Origin of the sequence: Streptomyces sp. NPDC005483, assembly GCF_040606035.1 — a bacterium.
Taxonomy (GTDB): Bacteria; Actinomycetota; Actinomycetes; order Streptomycetales; family Streptomycetaceae; genus Streptomyces.
In genome coordinates this window covers 1-7,245 of sequence record NZ_JBEXEA010000090.1, presented here as the reverse complement: position 1 = coordinate 7,245, position 7,245 = coordinate 1, and the positions used below count along the sequence as shown (strand labels likewise).

Genomic DNA, 7,245 nt, shown 5'->3' with positions numbered 1-7,245 from the left:
TGAGCGCGGCGCTCCGGTCGGGCATCGGCCACGACGCATCCGACGCCGACCTCGACCAGGCCGCCACCGGGGCGGGCCTGCGGCCCCCGGCGCTCGCCGAATCGCGCGCGGCCGTGCGCTACGCCCTGGAGAGCCCGGTCGACTTCATGGACGTCACCGACAGCCCGGACGCCGTCGTCGGCGGCAACGACATCGGGCAGGCCGTATTCGACGCCGCCAGCGAGCGCCGCCCGCTGATCGTCCTCGACCACGACGGCCGCCCCGTCGTGCTATCCCACCGTCACTCCTCAATAGCGGCCGACACTCGCTGTCGAGCACCTCAAGCCGAGCCGTCCTCTCCGGATTCAGCGGCGCAGCGCAGCACCGCCCGAACGCCGCGCAACGTCGTGCTCAGTTTGCGCTGGGTCGCCCTGCTGTCGAGGCGCACGTCCAGGGCGCCGGGCAGCGGGCTGTCGATTCGCCGGCCCGTTGGGAGGCTGGAGGTGTCGATGCCGTCCCGCCTGGCGATGAGGATGCCGAGTTCGTGGCGGCTCACCGTGTCGGGCCCGGCGACGTGGTTGATGGCGGAGCTGTTGCCCGAAGCCAGCTCCAGGAGGGCGGCGGCCAAGTCGGCGACGTGCACCGGGCAGCGGATGTCGTCGGTGAACAGGGTGCCGTCGCGGGTGCCGGCGGCAAGTTCGTGTACGAGGCGCTCATGGACTGATCCCCCGTCGCCGATGATCAGCGAGGTGCGGGCGACGACAGCTTCCGGGTACACCGCGAGGACCCCCTTTCCGCCGCCGCCCTCGCCGCTCCGTACAGACCCGGTTGATGGGGTCAGGCAGGCTGGACTCGTCGTAGTGGAGCCGTGCCCCGGAGAACACGGCGTCACTGGAAACGTGGACGAGGCGGACACCTTGTCTTGCCGCAGTCATTGCGAGCCGGATGGGGGCCTGCGCTGTCACGGCCCAGTCGGATCCGCCGCTCGAGGCGTTGATGACGAGACGCGGGTTCACCTCGCTCATGACGGCGTTCAGGCGGTTGGCGTTCCGCAGATCGAGGGGGTGCCAGACGGCCTGGGCGGCGTTGCCGGGCCTGGTGGCATAGTTGCTGCCGTGGCCTGCTCGGCTGCGGTCGCCTGCCGAATCAGCTCGGCGCCCAGGAAGCCGCTGCCACCGATGATCAAAGTGGTCATGGGGCGGAACGGTAGACGGATCTCAGGGGGCGCTGAGCGGTGGAGTGGGCAAGTGTGGGGCGAGGGCAGCGGCGTTTTCGGCGTGATCGGCTGCCAGGCAGGTGAGGCGTTCGTCGCAGAAGGTCTGCCGTGGCTCGCGGGCGAGAGCGGCCGTGCTGGCGTAGTTGGGTCATGCCCGTATCCAGACCTTCGCCGCGGCGTTCGATCAGTCCGTCGGTGTAGAGCAGCACGGTGGAGCGGGCAGACATTTCGCTGGCGTGCGGGTACGGGGGATCGGGGTCGACGCTGTGGAGGAGGCCGTGTCCGCCGGTGAGGTAGCGGGTGTCGCCGTCGTGGGTGATCAGCAGGGGTGGCGGGTGCCCGGCGCTGGAGAAGCCAGCATCTACGTACCGTCGTCGCGCTGGCCGTGCAGGCAGGTGGCGGTCGTGTGCGGAGACAAGGTTGTGGTGGGTCAGGTCCAGGCGGCGGCGCAGGATGGTCCCGGGAGGTTTCTGGCGGTCGCAGCCGATGCCGCGCAGTATGTTGCGCAGCTGGCTCATCGTGGCGTAGCCGCCTGTACGGCCGGGTATGCCTGTTCGCGGCGATTCGCCTGCGTATCTCCGTTTCAACGCGGAAGCAGCGGCAACTTGTCACAAAGGGGGCATATAGGGCGCATGTTAGGGGGTCTGCCCGATGTCGACAGGGACGATTCTAGCGATCATCATTCCCATCGTGGTGGTGATCGCCGTGGTGGCCGTGATGGCCTGGCTGGTCGTGCGCCGCAAGAAGCTGCGCGAACGCTTCGGTCCGGAGTACGTACGAACGGTGGAGGATGCCGACAGCCGCGCGGCCGGCGAGCGTGAGCTCAGGGCCCGCGAGAAGCGGCATGACTCGCTGGACATCAAGCCGCTGGACGGCACTGTCCGGGATCGGTACACCCGGGACTGGACCAATGTCCAGGAGGAGTTCGTGGACCGTCCAGAGGACGCCGTTCACGACGCGGACCGCCTGGTGACCTCCTTGATGCACGAGCGCGGCTACCCGACCCAGGACTTCCAGCAACAGCTCAAGGACCTGTCGGTCGAGCACGGCCGCACACTCGAGCACTACCGGGCCGCCCACGATGTCGATGCGCTCAGCACCCGGCACGAGGCGACCACCGAACAATTGCGGGGTGCCATGGTGCACTACCGGGCCCTGTTCGACGAGCTGCTCTCCGACGGTGGCGAACCCCGCCACGCCCCGGCCTGAACGGCTCGGCGAACAGCCCGTCGCCCCGGTCCGGGAAACCCCGGCATCCGGGAACGGAGAAGACATGCAACGCAAAGACACACCGGACACCGCCGCCGCGAGCGGCCTGTCCACCGACGACCTCGCCCAACCCCGAGATACGTCCACGCGGGAGAGCGCGGCGAGCACGCCAGCCGAAGTGCCGACCTTCCCCGGCGAGAGCACGAACACGCCGAGCAAGCCCGTCGAAGACAAGGCCGCAGGAGCCGACTCGGGCAGTCAGCACCAAGCCACCGATTCTGGCGCCCGCTCCGAGGACGAGGCCCCCCAGCTGCTCACCCCGCAGGACGAGGAAGCGTTCCGCACACGCTGGCAGGAGGTGCAGAACGAGTTCGTGGACGACCCGCGCGATGCCGTGCACACCGCCGACGCCCTCGTCGCCGACGTGATGCAGAAGCTGGCCGCCACATTCGCCGACCACAAACAGGAACTGGAAGGACAGTGGAACCGGGGAGAGCAGGCGAACACCGAGGACCTGCGTCTGGCGCTGCGCCACTACCGTTCGTTCTTCAACCGCCTGCTGGTCACCTGACACGATCCTGGACCTGGAGCGCCAGCACTCGTTCCTGATGACGCCGTAGACGTACGGGGGCAGCTCCCCGGCCGGCCCACGATGGGCCACCACGCGCTCGAAGGCGGTCTGCACACCATGTCCTCGGCTCCACCCAGGACGCCTGGCCCCCGAAGTCGCGTAGCTGATTTCTGGCATGTCCGACGATCTCCCCGGCGCCGCTCGGTGTGCAGGGCAACCACTGCTTTGGCGTATGTGAGGACCAATGGAGGCAACCGCCATGACGGACAACAGCACTAGCATCAGCTCGGGCAGCCGGTCCGACGCGGGAGTGAGCACGCTGAAGGGTCGTACCGGGGCCGGGGCTCCGGCGGAGACCCGGGGGAAGACCACCATCGCGGACGGCGTGGTGGCCAAGATCGCGGGGATGGCCGCCCGTGAGGTGCCGGGCATCCACAACCTCGGGGGCGGGATGGCCCGCGCTTTCGGCGCCATGCGGGAACGGGTCCCCGGTGGAGGCGGCGCAGGCGGCGGCGTCACGCGGGGGGTCAAGGTCGAGGTGGGGGAGCGGCAGGCTGCCGTCGACCTCAACGTCGTTGTCGAGTACGGCGTGTCCATCGTGGACGTGGCGGGCGAGGTGCGCTCCAACGTCATCGGCGCCGTGGAGCGTATGACGGGACTGGAGGTCGTCGAGGTGAACATCGCCGTCGACGACGTCCGCCTGCCCGACGAGGAGGAGGAATCCGAACAGGATGAGGGCCGCGTGACGTGATCCGCCGCAAGGCACCTCCGCATCCAGCACGGCCATGCCGGCAGAAGCATGAGCGCCGGTACGACGGTTAACTGGGTACATTTCCCGCCAATGCCCGCATTGCGCCACTGTGTGAGCGGCAGCTGAACGTTGTAATTGCCTGTCTGCTGCCCGGCTCTTCCGATCGGCCCCATCGCTGACCCAGCAGCACCACGACGGCTCCGACCTGCCGCGTTGAGGAGGAAAAAACCTACTGAACAACGTCTGCCGGTACACGGCCGCGAACGGGGGAGTCGACATCAGAGGCTACGGCAGCCGTACTGAACAGACTCGTCAGACCAGGGCTGTGGGCCCGCCTGATCACGCGTTCGCTTCAGCGACAGCCGCGCGGAACTCTTGGGTCATCAGGGCGACAGAGCCGCGCTGAACGGGAACCTCGCGGGGCTCGGACGACACCCTGGCCATCGCGGCACTCATGCGCTCGTACATCGCGGCGTCGACGACGGTCCGGTGCTCGCTGGGGACCTCCCGGGTGTCCCGAACGGCGACCATCGTGCCGAAGCGGGTGCCGATCCACCCGATGGTTTCTACCTTCCAGTCCAGCTGCCGGGCGGCTTTGCGCATCGCAGCCCTGATCAGTTCGACTCCGCCGAGCCCGACGGCTTCCTCGTCGTCCAGGTTCACCTGGTAGGAGCCGGCGAAGCCGCCGGCGTTCTCGGGACAGGAACGGCGCAGCAACGGGACCAGGGCCTCGGCCATGGCGATGCAGCGCGGGTCCTTCGCATAGGAAGCCATCGGCGTCATCGTAGAACCGCGCGGATACCGCGTTCTGCGGTTCGGCGGCTACTCACCCGAAGAGGGCTGCTCCGAGCGGCATCGAAGGGCGTGGATGGTGTCGGCTACTGCGCTCATCCCTCCCCGGCAGAGACCAGGTCCGGCTACCGTGGGGGCATGCCGAAGGAGATCCGCATCAAGGTCGACGATGAGACGTTCGAAGAACTGCAGCGTCGTGCCGCCGACGACCATGAAGACACAGATCAGTACGCGAGCCGGCGACTGACCGCCGACCTCGCGCGGACCCGGTTCCTCGAGGGAGCGAAGGCCTTCGCCGAGGAGCACGGACAGGCCTTCGCCGACCGCTTCGGGACCGGCCCCAGCAGCCACGCCGCCTGATGCCCCCGGTCGTGCTCATCGATGAGCGCTGGCTGCTGGACATCGCGCAGAACCTCGTCCCCGGCGACCCCGACGTCACCGATTACGGTGCGCTGGCCGCCGCCGTTGCACGCCACCGGCACGAGGTTATGGGAACCCTGGTTTACCCGGCTGTCCACCACCGTGCCGCCGCGCTCCTCCACGCTCTCGCACGGATCCCGGCCCTTGAACACTCCAACGAACTGTTCGCTGCTCAGGTCGCCTACGCCTATCTCCACGCCAGCGGCATCCAGGTCAAAGTCGGCAGCCAGGAAGCGATCACGCTGGTCTCCGAAGTCGTTGAGGGGCGCCGCGACGTCCGGCAGGTCGCCGAGGCGCTCAGGACCTGGGGCTGAGGCGCACGGAGCATAGGCTCCCTCTGGTGGAGACGTTCTGGATCACCACGGCAGCGGCCCTGTGGGGCGCCGGCACCGGCCTGCTCATACCGCGCCCCGCGTACCGGCTCTCCGTACGGCCGGAGGAACCCTGGCGCACAACCTGCCCGGCAGGGCATCCTCTCGACTGGCTCAGGAACGAGTGGCTGGGGCGAGCCCGCTGCACCGACGGGGATACGTTCGGGCCGAGTACACCCGTCATCGCCCTGGTGATGACCGTAGTCTGCGCCGTACTGGCGGTAACTACCGGCGGCCGCCCCGAGTTGCTGGTGTGGCTGCTGCTCGCCCCGGTGGCCGTGTTGCTCGCCGCCATCGACTTCGCGGTGCACAGGCTGCCCGACGTCGTCACCCTGCCCCTCACGGCGCTCACGATCGGCGGGCTGGGAGGAGCCGCTCTGGTGCCCGGTGCTGGCGGCAGTTGGCGCACCGCGCTGCTCGGCTCTCTCACGCTCGGCGTCTGCTACGGCGTGCTGTTCCTGATCAACCCCAAGGGCTTCGGCTTCGGCGATGTGAAACTCGCACCAGCGCTCGGGGCCGTTCTGGGCTGGTATGGCTGGGGAGTTCTGCTGCTGGGCACGTTCGCCGGGTTCCTGTTCGGTGCGCTGTACGGCGTCGGTCTACTCCTCGCGAGACGGGCCGGACGCAAGACGGCGATCCCGTTCGGCCCGTCTCTCCTGGCCGGCGGTTTCGTCGGGATCCTCTTCGGTTCCCACACCCTGTGACCGTACGAACCGGGTGGGATCTCGGTCTAGGCGGCTGCGAGGTGGAACAGCTCCGGTACGCCTTGCGCCCGGGCCTAGGGCTCGATGCGGGCGTGCAGTCCGTCGATTAGGCGGGTCAGGAGCCTTGCCCCCGGTGTGCCGGATGTGGCGTCGGCGCCCTCCAGGCTCTCGATGCGGGTCTCGCGTTCGCAGTGACACTGCGCCCAGTAGGCGGGCCGTTGCTAATCGGCTCACGCACCCCGACGATGGACACCTCAAATCGTGTGAGCCACACAGTTTGGCAGGGGCTCCACGCCGCATGCGCGGGGGCGCCCCAGCCATGCAATCGAGAAGGAATCGACCAACCATCACCGATGCCCTTAGTGGGGGAGAGGGGGACCGCGAATTTGCGAACTGTCAGTTCAACCGTGGCTCCCCGCCCGGCTCTGCCTTCACGTGAACCGCGGGTGGAGGAGGCAACCGTATGGGTTGCGACGGGACGGCTCGGGCGAGCGCATGTGAGTCGGCTGCGGCTAGCGAAACCAGCGTCGGAGTCATCGCGGTCGACCGGTTCCTTGCGCTGCAGGTGTTGGCGCGGCTGACTGCACCGGGCGCGGTCAGCGTGAACCCGTTGCCAGCTGCTCCCACCACGTTTCTCGTCCCGGCGAATGCCGCTCACTGGCCGCCGTCCGACCTCCGCGCTCGCAGATCCTGCACGCAGCTGGCGTTGCCCCCGGACGGCAAGGAGGTGCCGCCGGGACCGTACTGGCTGATTGACCGACCGCAGGGTCTGACGTCCGTTGCCGTGCCGCGGACGGCGCTCAAGGTGGCGGCGCAGCGATGGCCTGTCCGGCAGGCGCAACCTGCCCATTCGATGCGCGAGTTGTGGGTTCCGCGCCGTGCGCGCAGTGCAGCATCATGGCGAGGCCGGGCCCCTCGAGGCAGGGGCTGGTGAGATGGGGGCGGCCCCTGCGGTGCTACCGGGCGTCCACCCCGAATTCATAGGCGACTTCCCAGCGGGCGTCCGGGACGGTGATGTCGGCAGTCTCCACGGCGCGGCCGTCGCAGTCGTAGTAGGTCCGCTCGATCACGAGGACCTGGTCCCCGCGGCCGATCCCCAGCAGGTTGGCCTGCTCTCGGGTGGCCCGGCCGGGGCGTGGGACTTCGAGCGCGGTGACGATGTGGACGCCGATGGAGTGCATCCGCTCGACGACGCCTTTGCCGGCGAGCGGGCCCATTTCGGGCAGCAGGAT

10 protein-coding genes and 1 pseudogene are annotated in these 7,245 nt (G+C 68.6%); 6 read left to right on the top strand and 5 right to left on the bottom strand.

Annotated features, from left to right (window positions below; all coding sequences use genetic code 11):
* From ABZT06_RS50025 to ABZT06_RS50015, 3 genes and pseudogenes are all read right to left on the bottom strand, one after another.
* The coding region (locus ABZT06_RS50025) for a hypothetical protein (RefSeq protein ID WP_355756482.1) at window positions 1-251 on the bottom strand (251 nt) is incomplete at its 3' end.
* Between the two features lie 68 nt (window positions 252-319).
* Window positions 320-1,174 (bottom strand): annotated as a pseudogene (locus ABZT06_RS50020) (sugar nucleotide-binding protein).
* Window positions 1,171-1,713 (bottom strand): PP2C family protein-serine/threonine phosphatase, encoded by a 543-nt coding sequence (locus tag ABZT06_RS50015; RefSeq protein WP_355756479.1) that lies wholly within the window; start codon window positions 1,711-1,713, stop codon window positions 1,171-1,173. Before ABZT06_RS50015 ends, ABZT06_RS50020 begins: the two are co-directional and overlap by 4 nt.
* A 133-nt stretch (window positions 1,714-1,846) precedes the next feature.
* On the opposite strand from ABZT06_RS50015, the gene ABZT06_RS50010 reads away from it, so the two are divergent.
* The 3 genes from ABZT06_RS50010 (at window position 1,847) to ABZT06_RS50000 (ending at window position 3,726) form a co-directional block, all read left to right on the top strand.
* Window positions 1,847-2,404, top strand: a complete 558-nt coding sequence (locus tag ABZT06_RS50010) for a hypothetical protein (RefSeq protein WP_355756477.1) — start codon at window positions 1,847-1,849, stop codon at window positions 2,402-2,404.
* A gap of 64 nt (window positions 2,405-2,468) precedes the next feature.
* Window positions 2,469-2,975 (top strand): hypothetical protein, encoded by a 507-nt coding sequence (locus tag ABZT06_RS50005; RefSeq protein WP_355756474.1) that lies wholly within the window; start codon window positions 2,469-2,471, stop codon window positions 2,973-2,975.
* A gap of 259 nt (window positions 2,976-3,234) precedes the next feature.
* The gene (locus ABZT06_RS50000) at window positions 3,235-3,726 is read left to right on the top strand and encodes an Asp23/Gls24 family envelope stress response protein (protein WP_355756471.1); all 492 of its coding nucleotides are present in this window, start codon (window positions 3,235-3,237) and stop codon (window positions 3,724-3,726) included.
* Between the two features lie 339 nt (window positions 3,727-4,065).
* Here the strand turns inward: ABZT06_RS50000 and ABZT06_RS49995 are convergent, their stop codons facing one another.
* Window positions 4,066-4,500, bottom strand: coding sequence for a hypothetical protein (locus ABZT06_RS49995; protein WP_355756468.1), 435 nt, complete (start codon window positions 4,498-4,500; stop codon window positions 4,066-4,068).
* 156 nt (window positions 4,501-4,656) lie between these two features.
* On the opposite strand from ABZT06_RS49995, the gene ABZT06_RS49990 reads away from it, so the two are divergent.
* Genes ABZT06_RS49990 through ABZT06_RS49980 form a run of 3 tightly spaced genes read left to right on the top strand, consistent with a single transcriptional unit; the run spans window position 4,657 to window position 6,013 of the window.
* Complete coding sequence (locus tag ABZT06_RS49990) at window positions 4,657-4,878, top strand: hypothetical protein (RefSeq protein WP_355756466.1); 222 nt, start codon at window positions 4,657-4,659, stop codon at window positions 4,876-4,878.
* A complete protein-coding gene (locus ABZT06_RS49985; protein ID WP_355756464.1) occupies window positions 4,878-5,252 on the top strand; it encodes a fic family toxin-antitoxin system, toxin component in 375 nt (124 codons plus the stop codon). Before ABZT06_RS49990 ends, ABZT06_RS49985 begins: the two co-directional genes overlap by 1 nt.
* 26 nt (window positions 5,253-5,278) lie before the next feature.
* Window positions 5,279-6,013 carry an A24 family peptidase gene (locus ABZT06_RS49980; protein WP_355756462.1) on the top strand — a complete coding sequence of 245 codons (735 nt, stop codon included), beginning with the start codon at window positions 5,279-5,281 and terminating at the stop codon, window positions 6,011-6,013.
* 956 nt (window positions 6,014-6,969) lie between these two features.
* On the opposite strand, the gene ABZT06_RS49975 is transcribed toward ABZT06_RS49980, so the two are convergent.
* On the bottom strand, window positions 6,970-7,245 hold a 276-nt coding region (locus tag ABZT06_RS49975; protein WP_355756459.1), incomplete at its 5' end, for a UTRA domain-containing protein.

What these genes read in the sequence shown, in the direction of transcription:
- ABZT06_RS50010 (WP_355756477.1), top strand. Translation starts at nt 1,847, where the DNA reads ATGTCGACAGGGACGATTCTAGCGATCATCATTCCCATCGTGGTGGTG.
- ABZT06_RS49995 (WP_355756468.1), bottom strand. Translation starts at nt 4,500, where the DNA reads ATGGCTTCCTATGCGAAGGACCCGCGCTGCATCGCCATGGCCGAGGCC.
- ABZT06_RS50015 (WP_355756479.1), bottom strand. Translation starts at nt 1,713, where the DNA reads ATGAGCCAGCTGCGCAACATACTGCGCGGCATCGGCTGCGACCGCCAG.
- ABZT06_RS49985 (WP_355756464.1), top strand. Translation starts at nt 4,878, where the DNA reads ATGCCCCCGGTCGTGCTCATCGATGAGCGCTGGCTGCTGGACATCGCG.
- ABZT06_RS49990 (WP_355756466.1), top strand. Translation starts at nt 4,657, where the DNA reads ATGCCGAAGGAGATCCGCATCAAGGTCGACGATGAGACGTTCGAAGAA.
- ABZT06_RS50005 (WP_355756474.1), top strand. Translation starts at nt 2,469, where the DNA reads ATGCAACGCAAAGACACACCGGACACCGCCGCCGCGAGCGGCCTGTCC.
- ABZT06_RS50000 (WP_355756471.1), top strand. Translation starts at nt 3,235, where the DNA reads ATGACGGACAACAGCACTAGCATCAGCTCGGGCAGCCGGTCCGACGCG.